Genomic DNA, 19,243 nt, shown 5'->3' with positions numbered 1-19,243 from the left:
TTAATCGACAACCGGCACGCGCCCCGTAGCGCGGCGCCGTTGCCAGCTTCGTTCGCTGAAGTGCAAAACCAGCAGACCCGGCAAGCCTAGCAGGATTTCGCGGGCGCGCTTGGCGAGCGACAACGCCAAGGCCGCGTCCGGCGGCAAACCGACCAGCGGCGCGAGCAGCAGATAGCCGCCTTCCTGCACGCCGAGCGAACCGGGAATCATGAACGCTGCGCCGCGAATCGCTTGCCCCAGGCTTTCGAGCAACAACGCGTCGACCCAGTCGACCGGATGACCGAGAAAGCGCAGCGCGAGCCACACCTCCACGGTGCCGACGATCCAGCCCGCGAGGCTCATCGCGAAGCTCGCCGCGACGCGGCCGCGCTCGCGGTACATGGCCTGCACGGCGGCGTCGACGGCTTCGGCACGCGTCATCAACGAAGACCAGTCGCGCTTGCCAAAAACCTTCGAGACCACGCCGAGCAAGCGACCGAATAGACCGCGACGCTGCGCATAGTAGAACCCGACGATCATCGCGCCCAGCACGCCCGTGGCGATCAGCGTGGCGGTCTGCAGGTCGTGCAGCGCGCCGTGCGCGGCATAAGCGCCGAACAGCAGCAGGCCGCCCAACGCGAAAATGATCTGCGCGAGCGCCTGCGCGGTCGTGCTGACCGTGATGGCGGCGGCCGCATCGCGCATGCGCATGCCACGCTGGGACAGTTGCCGCACCATGACGACCGGTCCGCCGATCTGGCCGGCCGGCAACAGACTATTCACCGATTCGCCGATCCAGCGCGCGAACAGCGCGTCGCGCAAAGTCAGATCGTGATGGATGCCGTCACGACGCGGATGGAACAGCACCGAGATCGCGCCGGCATCGAGAATCAGCGGCACGAGGTGGAACACCGCGACGAGCGCGAGTCCCCAGCCGGCGGTTAGCAGCGTCGAAGCGACCGTGCCGAAACCCTGCCACGCGAGCAGGCCGACAAACAGCGCCGTCCCGATCGACAGCAGAATCAGGGCCGCGCGGCTCATGCGTGGTCCTTCCCGCGGCGGGTCATCTGACGAAAAACCTGGCGGAAGCCGAAGTACGCAATCGCGTCCTTCATGTTCGAGATGAAACGACGCCACGGCCGCATGTTCGGGTCCGTCACGTATTCGAAAGTGAGCGACACGCGCATTTCGTTCGCGCCGGCGGGCGTGATGCGATGGCGCAGCTTGTCGCCGTCGAAAAACACGAGACCGCCCGGCGGAATCTGCACCGAGCCCGGCTGATCCGCGATATCCGGACTGCGCGTATGGAGTTCGTAGTCGAGCCGGCACGACGATTCGTCGATCACGCCGAGCAGCAGCGTATAACGGCGGCCGTCATAGTATGAAGTGTCGTAGTGCCAGCCGATATGGTCGCCCGGCCGCGTGTAGTAGTACAGCGCGTAGGCATGCGGATCGTCGGCGGGCGAGAGCTGCAGTTTGTCGCCGCTCAATTGCTCCAGCCAGCCGATCAACTCCTTCGAGCGGTACAACTCGGCGATGAACGGCGCGAGGCGGTCGATCGTATGACGGCTGACGCTGCCGCCCTGCTTGTGACCTGGCAGATAGTTGCGATTCACTTCGTCGAGCAGCGAGCGCGCGCTGTGGACGAGTTGCGCCGTGACTTCGGGCGCGAGAAAGTCTTCCAGATAAAGGAACGCGCCCTGCTCGGCGAAATCCTTGCGCAAACGCGGGTTGTCGAACGCGCGCGTGCGGCTCGCGACCGCGCGGTCGGCGTTCGGTGCCGGCGATGCAGCCGGCGAACGTTCTACTGGAACGGGCGCGATCACGGCGTTTTCGGCCTGCGTACTCATTCGCTGGCCCACATTTGGCTGGTTTCGGAAGTGCCGGCGGCGACGGGCGACGGGCTAGCGGCACGGCGCGCAATGCGCCAGTAGTCGATCACCACCCAAACAGCGAAGAGCGGCGCGCCGATCGACGCAACCACGACGAAGGGCAGCACGACGCTCGTCAGCGTGACGATCGGCAGCAGATACAAGACGTCTTCAGTTTCGAAACCGCCGACGGATGCCTGCTTCGTCCCCGCCTTGCCGGCCATTTCCTCGATGCGCATGCGCAGGAAGAAAATCAGGGCGATCGCCACGCCGGCCACGGCACCGAGCACACCCGGCGCGACTCTCAATCCGGCGACGTGCGTGGCGCCCGCTCCCACGCCCATGCCGACGAACAACATGATGGTGACAAGGGCGTCGCAAGCGAGATCGTAAAAATGACCGATCCGGCTCGACTTTCCGCCGATGCGCGCGAGTTCGCCGTCCGTATGGTCGACGAAGTTCGACAGCACGATCAGGAAGGCGCCGGCGTTGGCCCATGCAAATTCGCCGTGAGCAAGGCAGAGCGCGCCTGCCAGCCCGATCAGGAGGCGCAGCGTGGTCAGATGGTTCGGCGTGACCCACGTGTTCACGAGCGGAGTCACGAGCCGGCGGGCGAGCCGCGCGTCCCATGTTCTGGGCGGCGGAACGTTAATTGGAGGTTGGGGTCGCGAATTCATAACCCGGAAATATATACGGGATCGCAAAAGATTGCTTTCTTCCCGTACGTTTCTTTACCCTCCGTTCGTTGCCGATCCGTGCTGGCTGCAAAGACAGATTTGCCGAATCGCGATAAAGTGCAAACCAGTTGCGCCTGTCAAGGGGATCACGTCGATGCGCAACGTCTTTTCGGGTCTCGAGATCACGCGCCACCGCCCGTTGCGAACACACTACATCGAATCAGGTGGCCGCCCACGCTTATGAAACGCTTTCTTTCGTCTGTACTCCCTGCTTTGGTGGCCGTCGCGCTGCCGCTCGCCAGTTACGCCACCGCGCTCGACGCGCCGCTTGCCTGCAATGAAAGCGGCCATCAGTTCATTGCCGACCTCGCGGAGCAGCAAATGATCGACCCGAAGCCCACACGCGTGGAGAGCAATTCGATCAACGCGTTTTCGCCGACGTCCGGCGCGGATCTGACGGCATACGGCTTTCGCGTGTTCGCGGTGGTCGGCTACGAAAAAGACGACCCCATGTTCCGCGTCGGCGACGGTGAGCCGGTCGCGCGTTCGGCCTACGGCGTCGTGGTGTTCGGCAGCGAGGCCAAAGTGCGCAACGCGATTGCCGGCACGGGCAGCACGGCGATCGTGCACCGCGTGGCGCCGCTCATCACGGCGATTTTTTGCAAGCGGAGTTGAGGCGGCTCGGCCGGCCGCACTGCTTGCTGGAATGGCTGATGAGCCGATAGGAAGACGACGTTTTACACGTTATAAATGCCCTCAGATGGATTTTCCGGGGCCTGCAAAGGCGTCTGTCTGCCTCCTGGTGAAAAGGATCCAGCCGTGCTGGTTACGTCGGCTCACGCCGATCAAGCGCGCCCGCGAAGTTATGAGGCCCCCTTGTGGGGCCTCACCTGTTTTGGAGGCCGGATGGCCTAAGACCGACGCAAATCCGACCAGCCCTGCCTACAACCTGATCCCCGCCGGATCGGCCGTCAGATACCCCACCGTCGCCCCGAACCGGTCCTTATAGTTCGCCCGCACGAGCGGATCAAGCGTCGATTTGATCTTGTCATGCAACGGACTTTCCCAATCGCCGACGTGCTGAAAGTTGCTCATCACGTAAGTCCAGCCGTTGATTTCGTCGACGGCGTGCAGGCCCGTCGACTCCGCGCCTGCCGGACACGAGAGCACGCGCGCCAGCGTCTTCGTGTCGACGTTGTACGCCCACAGGAAATTGTTCACGTGCATGCTGCTGTCCTCGCCGATAAAGAGCGTGCGCAGCTTCTCCGAGAACTTGAGGTTGTCCGGGTTCGCAATGCGCTCGGGATTCGCCGTGTTGCCGAGCGCGTCGGCCGTTGACAGATCCTCGCCGACCAGGGCCGCGGGCGCGGCCATGTCCACCGGCACCCATTCGCTGTTGATCGCGGCGCCGCTGCGGTCGCGCTGGCCGCCCTTCATGTTCAGCGCATAGACCGCGCCGGCGTTGATGGTCTTGTCGACGGCCACGTCGGTGGATGCGGCATTGCCACGCACCATCGACTTCTCGATACGCGACATCGCCGAATACAGCACCTTGTCCTTGATATTGACCGTCGTGCCTTCGAGTTTGGTGAAGCCCATGCTGCCGCCGGCCAGCGCCGCATAGCGATGCGTCTCGAGAAAGGTCGCCGCCTGCGTCATGCCGGGCTTGATGCGCACCCAGTTGAAGGTGCCGTTGTAGTTGATCTTCGTGAAGGCTGGATCGAGCGGATCCCTGGTCGCGACGTCCATGATGTCGCTTGCGCGCAGCTGGTTGGCGAGCGCCTCGATTTCGTCGCTGGTCGCGTGGCCCAGGTTGATCCACGACAACGTCGCCGCGCCCGCGCCGCTCGCGGACACTTGCGTCCACTTCGCGACGTACAGCGTGCCCGCCGACAGATCGGCTTCGCGGTCCGCGATGAACATGAACAGGCCGCCGTTGGTCGCGTCGTCGCCCATCAGAACGGTCCGCTTGTCCGGCATCACCTGAATCAGTTCGTGCGAGATGCGGCCAAGGCAGTAGTGCTTCCTGATCGTGCCGGTGCCGTCCGGATTGACGGTGACTTCCGGCAGATGCCCGTAGTGATAGGGGTTCGCGGTGGTTTCATCGCCATACAGGCTGCGGCTGAAGCCCTTGAACTGGCTATTGCTGGTGACCGTCGTCGCATCCGGCTCGTACTCTTCGCTGGACAGATGCGTGTTCCACGGCGACAGGCTCGCGCCGCACGTGATCCACAAACCATGCGCCTTCGATGTATCGACGTTCGAATAGCCCGCCAGCGTGAGCTTGCCGGTGGCCGGATCCTGATCGAGCGTGAGCACGGCGATCGGCGACGGCAACTGGCCGTACATCGACGTCAGACTCTGATCGCGGGTTGCGTATTCGAACTGCACGACAGCGAACACCGCGTTGCCCCTGAGGCCCTTCACCGTGGGATTGTCGAGGCGGATCAGCGAGCTGCCGTCCGGGCAATCCGAGTAGAACTGGCGCTCCTTGCCCGCCACCGATTTATCGACGATCGGCTGATTGTTGATGTCGAAATAGCCGCCCGCGAGAATCGTCCCGCCCTTCACGTTCGGCACGCTGTCGCCGGTGACGAAGAACGGCTGATACGCCAGCTTGAATGCGCGGCTGCTGCCGTCGCTCAGTTGCACCGTCAAGGTCGAGCCGACCGTGGTCTTCGCCATGGCGGCGGGGTCGGCCAGCGTCGGCGCGGCCATGCCGGCGAATGCCGCGGAGACAAAGTTGGCGACCGGTTTGACCGGCGTCGCCAACTCATCGCTGCCCCCGCAAGCGGTCAGCATCGAAGCCGTGGCGAGTCCGCCGAGCGGCAGCATCGGCGCGCCCACGAGGAGTTTCAGGGCCTTGCGGCGGGAAAGGTCGAGCGGCTCTGCCATGTCGTCGTGATCCAGTGTTTGGGTAGCGTGGGTGAATGCACAGCCGGCACGCACTCGGACCCAAAACCACATGGTTCACGCTCGCGCCGCTATGACGCGAGGATTCTATGAAGTGAATGTGAAAGTATATTGACAGGCTTTCGTAATTATTTGTTCAGGCCTTTGGACGACAACGCGGCCAGCCCCGGCGCTTGTCGCAAGCCGGAGCGGAACCTGGCTTCTAACCCGGACGGCGAAACTCGTTCTCGACCCACGCCGCGGCGCTCGCCTTGCTGAGCTTGAAGTTGGGTGCGACCTGCACTTGCGCGAGCTGCTCGCCGAATGTGTCGAGCGCGGTCAGCAACGCATAGGGTTCGTCTTCGTCGGGAACGATGTCGAGCGTGATGTCGAGTTCGTCGTTGCCGTCCGCGCTCGCCACCCGCACTGCCTTATGCAGTTGCGCGCGCAGTTGCTGCTCATGGCGACGCAGCACCTCAGATGCGGTCTTCACCAGCGTGTTGAACGCCGACGTGTCCAGCGGCTTCGGATCCTTCTTGTTGCGGCCCATCGTCCACGGACCGACGAGCGCGGGTTCCGCTTCGCCGTCCTTGATCATTGCGACGGCCCAGCCTTCGTCGTCTTCATTCTTGATGACGCGCGCGGTCCAGCCGTCGTCGCGCCACAGGCGTGCTTCGTGCACGGTTTCGCCCAGTTCGGACGAGCCTTCCGTCGCGAGATCTTCAGCGGTGTCGGACGATGGAAGGGGTGTATCGGTCATTACAGGTTCACTCACGTTCGCGGGGGCGGAAACACATCTTAAGCGCGCAATTCTACCCGCCTCGCAGACGGTGGATGCGGCCCTCTGACGAACGGACAAGCCGCGGCAAGCGCATCGTCAATCGAAATAATCTATTTCTTTATTCGCAGGAACTTATAAATCGATTATAAAAACACATAAAAAAACGCGACCCGAAGGCCGCGTATAAAGATGAAAAAGACACCCTTGGTCAAGGGGCAAGGCGAATTGTAGAACCGTAATTCATCGTAATAGATATCGCGAATTGGAAGAGTGCATTGCAGGAAACGGAATAAATCCATGAAATATCTCGAAATAGACGCCAGCCCTTACTGCTCATGGCTTGCGACGAGTCGTCGCAGTCAAGCAACAACACGGCATTGACACGGCATCCATGAATTCATAGCCGAACAGATTTTTTCTTTATTTACCCGCACTTACAAAATTTCCAATTCGCCATTACGGATTCGAGAATTCATTGTTGTGCCATATGCGATTAAAGATCCGAATAGCAGGAATACACTTCGCAGCGGATCGCCAGCCCGCCGGCGCAATCGGCGGTGAGCACTGGAATGCGATTCCCCATGCACTGTTTCGGAGTTATCTAACCATGAAAAAAACCCTCATCGCAGCAGGCCTCCTCGGCGCGGTTGCCATCAGCGCCCATGCACAGAGCAGCGTGACCTTGTACGGTACGCTGGACGCCGGTCTCGTCTACTCGAACAACCAGGGCGGCCATAGCAACTGGCAACAAGGTAGCGGCTCGGTGTCGAACACCTACTTCGGCCTGCGCGGCAGTGAAGACCTCGGCGGCGGTCTGCATGCGATCTTCACGTTGGAGAACGGCTTCAACCTGAATAACGGTCAGGACACGGAAAGCAACACGATGTTCAACCGTCAGGCTTTCGTCGGTCTGAAGAGCGATCAGTACGGTGCCCTGACGCTCGGCCGTCAATACGACTCCGTGGTCGACTATCTCGCGCCGCTGTCCGAAGCAGGCGCGGGCTACGGCAACAACCTTGCGGCTCACCCGTTCGACAACGACAACCTCGACAACTCGTTCTCGATCAAGAACGCCGTCAAGTACACGAGCGCGAATTACGCGGGCCTGAAGTTCGGCGGCCTGTATGGCTTCAGCAACTCGGCCGGCCAGTTCTCGAACAATCGCGCGTGGAGCGTCGGCGCTTCGTATGACAACGGTCCGTTGAGCGTTGCCGCGGCTTACCTGCAATTGAACAACTCGGGCAGTTCGAATCTGAGCGGCGCCGTGTCGCAAGGCGACGGCACCGCGGCGGTCGCGGCCGATCTGCAACGCACGTACGGCGCGGGCATCAACTACACGTACGGCCCGGCAACGGTCGGCTTCGTCTATACGCACACACAACTCGACGGCATCACCGGCGTGGACGTCGGCGGCACGACGCTGCCGGGCGTCGCCGGCACCAACCTGCACCTGGACAACTACGAAGTGAACGGCCGCTATGCGCTGACGCCAGCACTCAGCCTCGCGGCGTCGTACACGTTCACCGACGGCAAGATGTCCGGCTCGAACGGTTCGGGCGATCCGAAGTGGCACACGGTGTCGCTGCAAGGCGACTACTCGCTGAGCAAGCGCACCGACGTGTATGTGGAAGGCGTGTATCAGCATGCATCGGGCGAACTCGGCAACTTCGGCTCGAACGTCGCGGCGATCAACACCCTCGCGCCGTCGTCGACCGGCAATCAGGTGGCAGCGGCAGTCGGCCTGCGTCACCGCTTCTAAGTATCTTCAGGTGGTACGTGCGGAACGAGTGGCTCGATTCGCTTCGCAGACAACCCGCGCGTGACACGATCACGTCGCGGGTTTCTTTATGGCCTTTACGTTTGGACACAATGCCGACGGTCGCGGATAGTGACGACGCGCACACCCGGTGGGTATACTGAGCCCAGTCGCCTTCCTTGCCGCAACGTCGCAACGTCGCGATGTCGTTGCGGTTGATCGGCGGCTTCGTCGCGAAGCATGACGTTGCGCTGCATTGCGTTGCGCTGCATTGCGTTGCGCTTCGCCCGCGCCTCAAGTTCCCGCCTACGACCGGGGACGCCGACGATCGGATCATGAAAAGACTTCTCCTGCTTGCCCCCGCTGCTGCCGCGCTCGCTGCGCTTGCCGGCTGTGGTTCTTCCAGCGGCCCAGCCCGCGACGCGTCCCTGCCGATGATGTACGTGTCGTCGCAACGCGCTCCTGCCTATATCGCCGATTGTCTCGAAAGCCGTTTGTCACGCGTGCGTATGTCGCGCGTCGGGAGCGCGACGGAGATCGCCGTCGGCTCGGATTCGAACAACTCGTATTTCGTGACGCTGACGCCGTCGAACGCGGGCTCCGTCATCAAGGTGATGCATCCCGCGAACGCGCCGGACGATCCGCCGGAACCGGAAATGCGCTTCGATATTGCACGCTGCGCGACCTGAACGCCGGTCACACGCTTGCATTTCGAAGGCCACGCCGACGCGCGATTTTTTTAACTCGCGTGTCGGCTATTTTTTTATCCGCTCATCTGCGAACATAGCCGCCCTTTGTTCTTGATGCGGCGCTCTGCCGCGAGTTTCGATGGCATCCAGCAAAGCACATCACGCTACCGGTTTTGCGGCCGGCGTCATCGCGGCGGCGATCGTCGCACGCATCGGCGGCGGCGGTTCATTTCATGTCGGCGTGTCGTTGAGTTTCATCACCGGTCTGATTGGCAGTACGGCGCCGGACTGGCTCGAAGTCGCGTGGTGGTCGCGCGCGCGGCGTCTGTGGATCACGCATCGCACGCTAACGCATTGGGGCGTGGGATGGCTCGCGTTGCTGGCGGTGTCGTATCACTGGCTCGGGCATTCGGTCTACGCCGCGCCGGCGTTTGGATTTGCCTGCGGCGGCCTGATGCATCTGTTCGCCGACTGGCCGAATCCATTAGGCGTGCCGTGGATTGCCGGCCGGCATTCGTTGAATCTCTGGAATAGCGGGCACTGCGATCTGATCGTGGTGGCGGCTTCGTGGGCGGCGGCGTGGTTTATCGGGCAGCACGTCTGGTTGCATGGCGTGCATGGCGCAGCTTTGCTGCAGCATTTGCGAATCGGCTGAACGTCAGCGCAGCGCGGCCGCGTAGTTCGCGGGCGTCACGCCGAGTAAACGCACGAACGCGCGCGTCATGTGACTTTGATCGGCAAAGCCCGCTGCGGCGGCTGCATCGGCAAGCGTCGCGCCCTGCGCGATCCATTGCCTCGCAAGCACCACGCGACGCTGCATTCTGTACGCGTGCGGCGGCAGACCCATTTCATGGGCGAAGCCACGCAGCAACTGGAAACGGCTCATGCCGGCATCGGCGGCGAGATTGGCCAGCGTGAGCGGAGAAGAAGGATCGTCGTCGATGCGTGCCTTCGCTCGCGCAATCGGACCCAATGCATCAGTCGACCAGGAGCGTGTTGGCCGCGTCGCATGAACGCGGACGAGATGACCGAGCAGTTCGAGCAACGCCTCCTCGCGCGCCAGATCGTCCGGCACCGAAGGCGCTTCCACCGCGACGTTGAAGAGCCGCTCGAACAAACGCTTCAACAAAGGATCGTGCGCCACCGGCTGCGTGAGTTCGAGCTCGCGCGTCGCCGCGCCGGTCAGCTCACTCGCGGCGGTGACGAGCATCGACGGTTCGAAATACAACATGCGCCACGCGCGCCCGCGCTCGTCGAGCGGACTGCCGTCGTGGACTTCACCGGGATTGACCATGATCGCGTCGTTCGCACGAGCTTCCACAAGCCCACGTCCGCTCGCCGACCGATGCCCGCCGCTGACAATCACGCCGACGCCGAAACGGTCGTGCGAATGACGCGGAAACGCATGCGCCGTTTCAGCCACCGTGGCTTCGACGCCGCCAATCGCGCAGCGAGGCATGTGGACGCGGCCGCGCGGCATGGCCATCGCTCAGCAGCTAAGGGGACGTTCGCGCATCGGAACACGCGACGATTCACAAGCCAGGCAGTGCATCGCTGCTGCCAGTTGTCGGTACGCTCGCCTTCGCATGAGGACACGCGACCACGCGTGAACGAAGCCGCGTATCACTGCCGACCCTCGTCGGACCGCTCGCCTTCGCGGATCTTGCCTTGCGACACGCTGCTGCCCGGCGGCACGCTGTGCGTGAGCCACACGTTGCCGCCGATCACCGAGCCGCGCCCGATCGTCACGCGCCCGAGAATCGTCGCGCCGGCATAGATCACGACATCGTCCTCGACGATCGGATGACGCGCGTTGCCTTTGACCAGCGTGCCATCGAGATCCGCGGCGAAACTTTTCGCGCCGAGCGTCACGGCCTGATACACGCGCACGCGTTCGCCGATGATCGCGGTCTCGCCGATCACGACACCCGTGCCGTGGTCGATAAAGAAGCTCGGCCCAATCGTCGCGCCCGGGTGAATGTCGATGCCGGTTGCCGAGTGCGCGATCTCGTTGATGAAACGCGCGAGCAACGGCACGCCCAGGAGATGCAGCGCATGCGCGAGCCGATGATGTGTCATCGCCCACACGCCCGGATAGCAAAGCAGAATTTCGGTGATGTGCTGCGCAGCCGGATCGCCGGTGAAAGCCGCCTGAATGTCGCTGACCAGCAGCGCGCGAATGCCTGGCAATTGCGTGCCGAATTCACGCGCGACGTCGAACGCGCGCGCGTGCAGATCGGCATCGGGTGTTTCGCCGAACTCGGGCAAAAAACGCAAGGCGCGGCGAATCTGTTCCGCCAGCAGCCGCAACGTGCTTTCAAGCGTATGGCCGACGTAATAGTCGACGGTTTCGTCAGTCAGATCGGGCGCGCCGTAGTGCGTGGGAAACAGGGCCGCGCGCAGGCCGGCGACGATGTTGATCACCGCTTCGCGCGACGGCAGCTCGCGAATGCCGAGCGGATGCCGCGTGCGATGCAATTCTTCACGCGACGCGCGCAAGTCGGCGACGATCTGTTCGAGGCCCCAGTTCTGGGAAGGCACGTTAGGCATAAAAGGACAGCGCCGTGCGGCGAGCACGGTTCGAAGTGATTATGTCGAGAGATTACCGCGTTTTGCCGCGGCTCGCGCAGCACCGCGCGACGGCGGAGCCTACGCGGTATGACACGCCGCCGGAGGCGCTCAGATGGTCACGCTGCTCGCATCGATCCAGCGCACCGCCCAATCGCGCGCATGGGCAATGGCGGCCGCTTCGTCACGAAAGCGCAAGTCGGTGGGGAAAAAACGGTTGGCGACCAGTTCGCCGTCGCTCGAGCGGGAGATGACTACGTAAGGTTGCCAAGTGCCATCGACCGCGCGTGCCGGCGCACAATTTAACAAATAGCCGCGATGTGTGAATGCAGCATCGAAGTGCATGTGTCACCCGCCCTGACGGCCCCGTAAAATGTTTTGAGTGGCGCGCAGACGGTGCTACCGGCCATCAAGAAATAGCCGGACCGAATGTCTTCCAATTTAACCGCGCTTCGCTCGTCGGAGTAAGATCATACTCTGTAGAAAATACGCGTCCATTAAAAAAATCGAAAAGAATCGCGGACGCAATCGCCAGCCGAATACCTCACTCGCAACTGCGCATGCAACTGCGGATAAAACACAGTGAAAGCAGGTGAATCAGGGTTTGTGCGAGGCGGAACGGGTTTTGCTGCATGTCACACCATGTCATCTTCAAGGGAGAATGCATGATGAACAGCGATATCAACAAGCCAGCAGACGCGACGCAACCGGCGGCCACGAGCGGCACGAACACCGCGGAACTGCACAACGACCGCACCCACGACAGCACCGTCGACACCGACGGCAAGAATCTCGAAGCCGCGCGCATAGCCGGTCACAGCCCGATCTCGCCCGACGAAATCACCACGAGCAATGCGACCCTCACGAACAGCGTGCCCGAGGCGCTCGACGGCATGGCCGGCTTCGACAGCCGGGTTGGCGGCAATCATCTGCTACTGGCGCTCGAGCCGGGCTGCACGGTGATCGACAAAGGCATGATCGCGCCGCAGGGCGCGTATTCGGCGGATCATCTGTACGACGACCCGCGCCCTGTCGGCAGCCGTCAGGAGCGCGGCCGCATCCATTACGCCCTTAATCATTTGCGCCCTACCCGGCTGATCGAATTACATCGGGTGAAATAAACATTTGCGCTGTGTCTTGATTTGCGTCCTTGTTTGAATTCAAGCGTAGGCCCCGATTAATCAGTGCATTGCGAAGCGCGCATCGTTTGACTCGCGGTGCGCGCTTTTTCTTCGATTAGAAACTCAGGGTTGCAGGACCTGCGCGTCGAAGAGGCTTTTTCCTTCTGGCGAACACCGGCACAATCGTCTGCACATCAACCCTCAACGGAGCAGTAGATGAAAAAGATCGTCGTGATCGGCGCCACCGGCACGCTGGGCCAGGCGGTGAGCGCGGAACTGAAGGCGCGCCATGAAGTGATCGAAGTGGGCGCGACACGCGGGCAGTATCACGTCGACAGCACCGACCCGGCGAGCGTCGAGCGGCTCTTTCGCGAGATCGGCAAAGTAGACGGCGTCGTCACCGCGACCGGCAAGGTGCATTTCGGTCCGCTGACCGACATGAGCATCGAGCAGTTCTGGGTCGGCCTGCGCGACAAGCTGATGGGCCAGATCAACGTGGTGCTCGCGGGTCAGTCATACGTGAACGACGGCGGCTCGTTCACGCTGACGAGCGGCATCATCGGCGACGAGCCGATTCTGCAAGGCGCGAGCGCGACCACCGTCAATCTGGCACTCGAAGGTTTCGTGCGCGGCGCGGCGATCGAATTGCCGCGCGGCATTCGCATCAACGTGGTGAGCCCGACCGTGCTCACCGAAGCAATGGACGCTTATGCGCCCTACTTCCGCGGCTTCGAGCCGGTGACGGGGCAGCGCGCGGCGATGGCCTACCTGCGCAGCGTGGAAGGCGCGCAGACCGGCCGCGTGTATCGCGTGGGATATTGAAGTGAAGGTTCACGCGATGCGGTTGAGCCGCATCGCGGCCCCTCCCAATCTTGTCGCCGCTCTGCGGCGGCGGCGTCGCGCGCTCGACGGCCCTCGTTGACTCAGTGAATCTCCGGCTCACCCGTGGCGTCCGCATCCGGGGATGCATGCGCGCCGCCGCGTTGCAGGAAGTCGAAGTCGCAGCCTTGATTCGCCTGCATCACGTGCACCTGATGCATCGCGCCGTAGCCGCGCGTGAAACGCGGCGCCGGCTTGACCCACGCGGTCTTGCGGCGCGCGAGTTCCTCCTCGCTCACCAGCAGGTTGAGCTTGCGTTGTGGCACGTCGAGCTCGATCATGTCGCCGCTCTCCACCAGCGCAAACGGTCCGCCGATGAACGACTCGGGCGCAACATGCAGCACGCACGCGCCGTAACTCGTCCCGCTCATCCGCGCATCCGATATACGCACCATATCGCGCACCCCTTGCTGCAGCAACTTCCGCGGTATGGGTAATTGGCCCCATTCAGGCATCCCTGGAGCACCCACCGGCCCGGCATGCTGAAGCACGATCACACAGTGTTCGTCGATGTCGAGCGCCTCGTCGTCGATGCGCGCGGCCATGTCGTTGTAATCCTTGAACACCACTGCGCGCCCCGTGTGCACGAGCAGGTGTGGCTCGGCGGCGCCGGGTTTGATCACGGCACCGTCGGGCGCGATATTGCCGCGTAGCACCGCGAGCCCGCTATCGGGCAGCAGCGGCTTGTCACGCCGGCGGATCACGTCGTCATTGAAAATCGCCGCGCCCTCGAGATTCTCACCGAGCGTGCGGCCATTGACGGTTTTCTGCGAGCGGTCGATCAGCTCACCCAGTTCGGCGAGCAAGGCCCGCAAACCGCCCGCATAGAAAAAGTCCTCCATCAAATACGCGCCGGTCGGACGAACGTTCGCCAGCACCGGCGTGTGACGCGAGATGTCGTCATAGCGATCGAGCGTCAGTTCGATGCCCGCGCGGCGCGCGAGCGCGATCATGTGCACGATCGCGTTGGTCGAACCGGACAGCGCGAGGCACGTGGTCACGGCGTTATCGACAGAACGGGCGGTGAGCAGGTCGGAAGGCTTGAGGTCCTCCCACACCATCTCGACGATGCGCATGCCGGTTTTCGCCGCCATTTGCGCATGACGGGAATCCGCCGCGGGAATCGACGCGAAACCGGGCAGCGTGAAGCCGAGCGCTTCGGCTGCGCTCGTCATGGTCGACGCGGTGCCCATCGTCATGCAGTGCCCGGGCGAGCGCGCAATGCCGCCTTCGATGCCTTGCCAGTCGTCTTGCGTGATCGTGCCCGCGCGCAATTCGGCCCAGTACTTCCAGACGTCGGAACCGGAGCCGAGCGTCACGCCGTTCCAGTTCCCGCGCAGCATCGGACCGGCGGGCAAAAAGATCGCCGGCAAGTCCATCGATATCGCGCCCATCAGCAAAGCCGGCGTGGTCTTGTCGCAACCGCCCATCAGCACGACGCCGTCGGCGGGATAGGAGCGCAGCGTTTCTTCGGCTTCCATGGCGAGGAAGTTGCGATACAGCATGGTGGTGGGCTTCTGGAACGGCTCGGAGAGCGTCTGCACCGGCAGCTCGACCGGAAAGCCGCCGGCCTGCCAGATGCCGCGTTTCACTTCCTCGACGCGCTGCTTGAAGTGCGTGTGACAAGCGTTGATCTCGCTCCACGTGTTGAGAATCGCGATGACCGGTTTGCCGGCGTATTCCTCGCGGTCATAGCCCATTTGCGCGGTGCGCGAGCGGTGGCCGAACGAGCGCATATCGTTCACGCCGTACCAGCGGTGGCTACGCAGTTCTTCGGGCTTCTTTCTCTTCGTCAACGTCTGCTCCACGATGTCTTTCACCGTTGTTCAAGGGGACTTCCTGCGGGCGTGCGTCAGCGCTTCTGTTCCTTCACGCGCGACACGATCTGCGTCGGGCTCACGAATTGCAATGCGATCAGCACCCAGATCAGCGTAATCGCCATGTAGATCATCGCCATCGCATCGATCGATTGCGGCGCGCGCACGCCGGTTGAAAATACAGCGTAGTACAGGGCGACCACGAGCGTTTGCGTCGCGGGGCCCGCGGTGAAAAAAGTCAACTCGAACATGCCGATGGTGCGCACGAGCACCAGCAAGCCAGCGGCCAGCATGCCGGGCACGAGCAGCGGCAGCAGCACGTAGCGGAAATAGCGGAACGTGTTGGCGCCGAAAATGCGCGCCGCCGCTTCGAGGTTCGGATCGATCTGTTCGATGAACGGCGTCATCACGAGAATCACGAACGGCAGCGCCGGCACGAGGTTGGCCAGGATCACGCCGCTCAGCGTGCCGGCAAGCCCGACCTTGTACATGACCGTCGCCATGGGAATACCGTAGGTGACGGGCGGCACCATCAGCGGCAACAGGAAGATCAGCATTGCGATGCGCTTGCCGGGAAATTGCACACGGGCGAGCGCATACGCCGCCGGCACGCCGAGCAGGACCGACAGCAGCACGACCGCGCCGACCACTTCGACGGTCACCCACAACACGCTCGCCAGCTGGAAATCGCTCCATGCCTGCGCATACCAATGCAGCGTGAAGCCTTGCGGCAACAAGGTGCCGAACCAGCGCGTCGCCACCGAATTGACCGCGACGGTCGCGATCAGCAGCACCACGTTGACGAGGAAGAACACCATTGCGCCCCACACCAGCACGCGCCAGATGCGCCCGGGCATGCTGGTGCGTTGTCGGGTGTGGCCAGTGCGCTTGTCCGGCTCGCGCGCGCCATCGTCGTGATCGTTCGATGTCGACGCGGACCACGAAGGCCGCGCCGCGCGATGATCGGTCGTCATCAGCCTTTGCCTCCGGTTGCCGGACCGCTGTAGAAGAAGCGGCGCGCGCCGAGCAGCGCTGCCACCACCAGCAACTGCACGAAGCCCATCACCATCGCGATCGCGGACGCCAGCGAATAGTCGTAGCTTTCGAACGCGGCTTCGGCGGCGGCGATCGACATCACCCGCGTCGGGCCGGCGGGCGCACCGAGCAGCACCGCGGATGGAAACACCGAAAACGCCTGCACGAACGACAAACACGCCGCCATCGTCAACCCCGGCACCAGCAGCGGCAGATAGATGCGGCGAAACTGCTGCCACGGACTCGCGCCGAGCGTCGCTGCCGCGGCCGCGAGGGTCGGGTCGATGCCGGTCACATACGAGAGCGTCAACAGAAACGCAAACGGAAAGCCCGACACAATCAGCGAAATCAGCACGCCCCAGAAGTTATGCGTGAGGCGCACTTCACGCGTGTAGAGATGCAGGCCGTGCAGCGCTTGCGGAAACCAGCCGTTCGGGCCGAAGTACGTGAGCATGCCGTCGGCGATCAACACGGTGCCAAGGGTCACGGGAATCACCAGCAGTGTCGTGACGAACTTCTGGTAGCGCGAGTAGCGGCGCAACGCAAATGCCACCGGCACCGAGACGCCCACGTTGATGAGCGTCGCGGGCACCGAGAGCTTGAGCGTAACGAAAATCGTCGGCCACATCGACGTGTCGGTGAAGAAGGCCAGATAGTTGGCCCAGAGGCCGCCGCCGTTCATCGGCCGGAACGACAGCACCAGACCATACGCAAACGGATAGATGAACAACGCGACAATGAAGAACAACGCCGGCGCGACGAGCCACGCCTTGGCGTCGCGCGGCACGAGCGGCGGCGACAGCGGGGGCGTGTTCATGCCGCCTCTGCGTCGTACACGAGCGTGCGCGATGGCGGCACGCGCAAGCTGATTCGCTCGCCCTCTTCGAATTCTCCGCCGACGCGCGCCCAGATATCGCCGAACGCGGTCTTGACGCGCAGCAACGAATCGCGGCCACCGTATTCGACGGTCGTTACCAACGCGTCGAAGGCATTCTCCGCACCGGGCACGGCGCGCTCCATATCCTCGGGACGCAGCGCGACGCTCACGCGTTTGCTGTTGAAGCCGGCCATCGGCGTACCGAGCAGGCGCACACCGTTCGCACTCACCAGCACGCCTTCGCCCTGCGTGCCTTCCAGTTCGAACTCGGCCACATTGCGATAACCCATGAAGCGCGCGACATGCAGATTCTGCGGCCGCGTATAGACCTCTTTCGGTGTGGCAACCTGCTGCACCACGCCCTCCCTCATCACGACGATGCGGTCGGCCATGGAAAGCGCTTCGTCCTGATCGTGCGTCACGTAGAGCGTCGCGCGCTCGAGTTGGCTGTGGATGCGGCGAATCTCCGCGCGCATTTCGATCCGCAGCTTGGTATCGAGATTAGACAGCGGTTCGTCCATCAGAATCAGCGGCGGCTCGATCACGATCGCGCGCGCAATCGCCACGCGCTGCTGCTGGCCGCCGGACAGTTGTCCGGGCAGTTTGCGTTCATGCCCGACCAGTTGCACGAGCTGCAACGCTTCGCGCACCCGGCGCACGGTTTCGCTCTTGCCGACGCCACGCATTTTCAAACCGAAGCCGACGTTGTCGAGCACGCTCATATGAGGAAACAGCGCGTAGTTCTGAAACACCATGCCGAAGCCGCGCTTCTCCGGCGGCAGCACGTCGATGCGTTTGTCGTCGAGCCAGATGCCGCCGGCGCTCAACGGCTGCAACCCGGCGATGCAATTGAGCGCCGTCGATTTGCCGCAACCGGAAGGCCCCAGCAACGCGATGAACTCGCCACGTTGGATGGTCAGATCGAGGCCGCGCAGCGCCGCGATCGCCTGGCCTTCCGCATTCGTGAAACTGCGGCTCACCGAGTCGAGCCGCAACTGCTCAAAGTGATGCTTCATGGCGGTTTCCTGATACGCGTGATGCGTGTCACGTGCGTCGTGTCACGAATCACGCGTGGATCGCAACATCATGCATGCACGGCCAGCCGCGGAAACTATTTGGTCTTCTGCGCGCCGACCTCGGTGTCCCATTTTTTGAAAGCAGCGACCATTGCCGTGGCGTTCAACGGCAATACGTGCGGACGCTCGGCGAGCAGCTTTGCGTACTCTGGCCGGCCGTATTTTTTCAGCACGTCCTGGCTGTGCGCGGGTGCCTGCTCGACGCTCACGCCCTTGATCGCCGGACCAGGATAGAAATAACCGTCGTCATAGGTCATGGCCTGCTGCGCCGGCTCGAGCATGAAATTCATCAGCTTGTAGAGTACGTCGAGTTTTTCCTTCGGCACGCCTTTCGGAATCACCATGTAGTGCGCGTCATTCACCCACGTCATGTTGTCGAATGCCTGCACGCGGAATTCCGCCGGCACGATACCGAGCGCGCGCGGATTGATGTCCCAGCCCGTCACGGTCACGGTCATATCGCGCGTACCTTCGCCAAGCTCCTTCATCACCGCCGACGTGCCGCCCGGATAGTAAGGAATGCAATCGTTCAGCTGCTTGAGAAAGGCCCACGTCTTGTCCCAGCCGTGAATCGGATCCTGCGGATCCTTGTCGCCGAGCACATAAGGCAAGCCCATCAGGAATGTGCGGCCAGGACCCGAATTCGCCGGGCGCGCGTAGATCAGCTTGTCGGGATGCGCCTTGCACCACTGCAGCAATTGCTCGGGCGTCTTCGGCGGATCGCTCACTTTGGCGGGGTTGTATTCGAGCAGCGGGCCGGCGGGCATATACGCCACTTCGAGACCGTACCCTTGCGCGAGATCCTGCATCTTGCGCGGACCCGGCGCGTATTTGTCGAGCACGCCTGGGAACGCCGCCGCGTTCTCGGGCAGCAACTTCATCCACAGACTCTGTTCGATGCCCGCGGCGAGCGCGTCGGTGCCAGTCAGCACGAGATCGATATCGGAGCGGCCCGCGGCCTGCATCGCCTTGATCTTGCCGGGCAACTGTGGTGCGGGCGCGTTCGTGAAGGTGAGATTGGCGACGAGGTTCGGGTACTTCGCCTTGAAGGCCTCGAAGCCCTTTTGAGTAAGTTGGAGGTCGCCGGCCACGTCGACGATATTGAGCGTGACCGGATCGGCCGCGTGCGCGGCGGATGCGAAAGCGGCGCTCGCCGCGAGACATACGGACACCAGCCTGAGCGCCAACCTGTCTGAAACAGTCATTGCGTCTCCTCGCTTCTTGG

Annotated in this window: 19 protein-coding genes; 6 read left to right on the top strand and 13 right to left on the bottom strand. The window is 62.8% G+C overall.

Annotated elements, in window-relative coordinates; genetic code table 11:
- Genes PQR32_RS03370 through PQR32_RS03360 form a run of 3 tightly spaced genes read right to left on the bottom strand, consistent with a single transcriptional unit; the run spans position 1 to position 2,527 of the window.
- The gene (locus PQR32_RS03370; protein ID WP_408222245.1) at positions 1-1,020 is read right to left on the bottom strand and encodes a lysylphosphatidylglycerol synthase domain-containing protein; all 1,020 of its coding nucleotides are present in this window, start codon (positions 1,018-1,020) and stop codon (positions 1-3) included.
- Positions 1,017-1,829, bottom strand: a complete 813-nt coding sequence (locus PQR32_RS03365; RefSeq protein ID WP_408222243.1) for a HalD/BesD family halogenase — start codon at positions 1,827-1,829, stop codon at positions 1,017-1,019. The genes PQR32_RS03370 and PQR32_RS03365 overlap by 4 nt, the downstream gene beginning before the upstream one ends.
- Complete coding sequence (locus PQR32_RS03360) at positions 1,826-2,527, bottom strand: CDP-alcohol phosphatidyltransferase family protein (protein WP_408222241.1); 702 nt, start codon at positions 2,525-2,527, stop codon at positions 1,826-1,828. The genes PQR32_RS03365 and PQR32_RS03360 overlap by 4 nt, the downstream gene beginning before the upstream one ends.
- Before the next feature lie 240 nt (positions 2,528-2,767).
- Between PQR32_RS03360 and PQR32_RS03355 the strand changes: the two genes are divergently transcribed.
- The gene (locus tag PQR32_RS03355; RefSeq protein WP_408222239.1) at positions 2,768-3,202 is read left to right on the top strand and encodes a hypothetical protein; all 435 of its coding nucleotides are present in this window, start codon (positions 2,768-2,770) and stop codon (positions 3,200-3,202) included.
- Positions 3,203-3,469: 267 nt separating this feature from the next.
- Here PQR32_RS03355 and PQR32_RS03350 read toward each other — a convergent pair whose 3' ends face one another.
- Together PQR32_RS03350 and PQR32_RS03345 are read right to left on the bottom strand one after the other, a co-directional pair.
- Positions 3,470-5,422, bottom strand: coding sequence for a PhoX family protein (locus PQR32_RS03350; RefSeq protein ID WP_408222237.1), 1,953 nt, complete (start codon positions 5,420-5,422; stop codon positions 3,470-3,472).
- A gap of 220 nt (positions 5,423-5,642) precedes the next feature.
- Entirely contained in the window at positions 5,643-6,179 is a 537-nt protein-coding gene (locus PQR32_RS03345) for a hypothetical protein (protein WP_408222235.1), read from the bottom strand.
- Positions 6,180-6,807: 628 nt separating this feature from the next.
- On the opposite strand from PQR32_RS03345, the gene PQR32_RS03340 reads away from it, so the two are divergent.
- From PQR32_RS03340 to PQR32_RS03330, 3 genes are all read left to right on the top strand, one after another.
- A complete protein-coding gene (locus tag PQR32_RS03340) occupies positions 6,808-7,959 on the top strand; it encodes a porin (protein ID WP_408222233.1) in 1,152 nt (383 codons plus the stop codon).
- 200 nt (positions 7,960-8,159) lie between these two features.
- Positions 8,160-8,645: a hypothetical protein gene (locus PQR32_RS03335; RefSeq protein WP_408222231.1), complete on the top strand. Its 486-nt coding sequence runs from the start codon at positions 8,160-8,162 to the stop codon at positions 8,643-8,645.
- 139 nt (positions 8,646-8,784) lie between these two features.
- Positions 8,785-9,300: a metal-dependent hydrolase gene (locus PQR32_RS03330; RefSeq protein WP_408222229.1), complete on the top strand. Its 516-nt coding sequence runs from the start codon at positions 8,785-8,787 to the stop codon at positions 9,298-9,300.
- 3 nt (positions 9,301-9,303) lie between these two features.
- Here the strand turns inward: PQR32_RS03330 and PQR32_RS03325 are convergent, their stop codons facing one another.
- From PQR32_RS03325 to PQR32_RS03315, 3 genes are all read right to left on the bottom strand, one after another.
- A complete protein-coding gene (locus PQR32_RS03325; RefSeq protein WP_408222227.1) occupies positions 9,304-10,125 on the bottom strand; it encodes an AraC family transcriptional regulator in 822 nt (273 codons plus the stop codon).
- Positions 10,126-10,268: 143 nt separating this feature from the next.
- The gene (gene epsC, locus PQR32_RS03320) at positions 10,269-11,195 is read right to left on the bottom strand and encodes a serine O-acetyltransferase EpsC (protein WP_408222225.1); all 927 of its coding nucleotides are present in this window, start codon (positions 11,193-11,195) and stop codon (positions 10,269-10,271) included.
- A 129-nt stretch (positions 11,196-11,324) separates the two neighbouring features.
- Positions 11,325-11,558, bottom strand: a complete 234-nt coding sequence (locus tag PQR32_RS03315; protein WP_132378249.1) for a hypothetical protein — start codon at positions 11,556-11,558, stop codon at positions 11,325-11,327.
- Between the two features lie 323 nt (positions 11,559-11,881).
- Here PQR32_RS03315 and PQR32_RS03310 point away from each other — a divergent pair, with 323 nt between their 5' ends.
- Positions 11,882-12,334: a DUF3005 domain-containing protein gene (locus PQR32_RS03310; protein ID WP_408222455.1), complete on the top strand. Its 453-nt coding sequence runs from the start codon at positions 11,882-11,884 to the stop codon at positions 12,332-12,334.
- A 216-nt stretch (positions 12,335-12,550) separates the two neighbouring features.
- Positions 12,551-13,156, top strand: coding sequence for a short chain dehydrogenase (locus PQR32_RS03305; protein ID WP_408222223.1), 606 nt, complete (start codon positions 12,551-12,553; stop codon positions 13,154-13,156).
- Between the two features lie 101 nt (positions 13,157-13,257).
- Here PQR32_RS03305 and araD read toward each other — a convergent pair whose 3' ends face one another.
- The 5 genes from araD to PQR32_RS03280 form a co-directional block, all read right to left on the bottom strand.
- Positions 13,258-15,009, bottom strand: a complete 1,752-nt coding sequence (gene araD / locus PQR32_RS03300; RefSeq protein WP_408222221.1) for an L-arabinonate dehydratase — start codon at positions 15,007-15,009, stop codon at positions 13,258-13,260.
- Positions 15,010-15,065: 56 nt separating this feature from the next.
- Positions 15,066-16,004, bottom strand: a complete 939-nt coding sequence (locus PQR32_RS03295) for an ABC transporter permease (RefSeq protein ID WP_408222219.1) — start codon at positions 16,002-16,004, stop codon at positions 15,066-15,068.
- On the bottom strand, positions 16,004-16,882 hold the full coding sequence (locus PQR32_RS03290) for an ABC transporter permease (RefSeq protein ID WP_408222217.1): 879 nt from the start codon (positions 16,880-16,882) through the stop codon (positions 16,004-16,006). The genes PQR32_RS03295 and PQR32_RS03290 overlap by 1 nt, the downstream gene beginning before the upstream one ends.
- The gene (locus PQR32_RS03285; protein WP_408222215.1) at positions 16,879-17,958 is read right to left on the bottom strand and encodes an ABC transporter ATP-binding protein; all 1,080 of its coding nucleotides are present in this window, start codon (positions 17,956-17,958) and stop codon (positions 16,879-16,881) included. Before PQR32_RS03285 ends, PQR32_RS03290 begins: the two co-directional genes overlap by 4 nt.
- A 95-nt stretch (positions 17,959-18,053) precedes the next feature.
- The gene (locus PQR32_RS03280; protein ID WP_408222213.1) at positions 18,054-19,223 is read right to left on the bottom strand and encodes an extracellular solute-binding protein; all 1,170 of its coding nucleotides are present in this window, start codon (positions 19,221-19,223) and stop codon (positions 18,054-18,056) included.
- Positions 19,224-19,243 lie beyond the last annotated feature (20 nt).

Origin of the sequence: Paraburkholderia dipogonis (assembly GCF_046027395.1) — a bacterium.
Taxonomy (GTDB): Bacteria; Pseudomonadota; Gammaproteobacteria; order Burkholderiales; family Burkholderiaceae; genus Paraburkholderia; species Paraburkholderia dipogonis_A.
Note: the sequence above shows the minus strand (reverse complement) of the source record. Positions and strands in the feature narration are given on the sequence as shown.